At 73.0% G+C, this 285-nt stretch carries 1 protein-coding gene; it reads left to right on the top strand.

The genetic code is table 11. From position 1 onward, the window contains the following. Positions 1 to 285, top strand: a 285-nt coding sequence (locus ACWGI8_RS44255; protein WP_453669274.1) for an NAD(P)/FAD-dependent oxidoreductase, incomplete at both ends; no start/stop codon positions are given.

Below are 285 nucleotides of genomic sequence, written 5' to 3'. Positions count from 1 at the left end.
CTCCCACTTCTCCTCGTACTCGGCGTGCGGCATTCCGTACTGGGTCGGCGGTGACGTGACGGACCGGGACGAGCTGATCGCCCGTACGCCCGAGGAGCACCGGGCACGCGGGATCGATCTGCGCATGCGCACCGAGGTCACGGAGCTCGACATCGCGGGGCAGCGCGTGCGGTCCCGGGATCTGGAGTCGGGCGCCGAGTCGTGGACGGGCTTCGACAAGCTCGTCGTCGCGACCGGCGCCCGGCCGGTGCGGCCGCCGCTGCCGGGGATCGACGCACCGGGCGT

The organism is Streptomyces sp. NPDC054841 (assembly GCF_053611045.1).
This window is presented reverse-complemented; position numbering and strand designations above follow the sequence as displayed.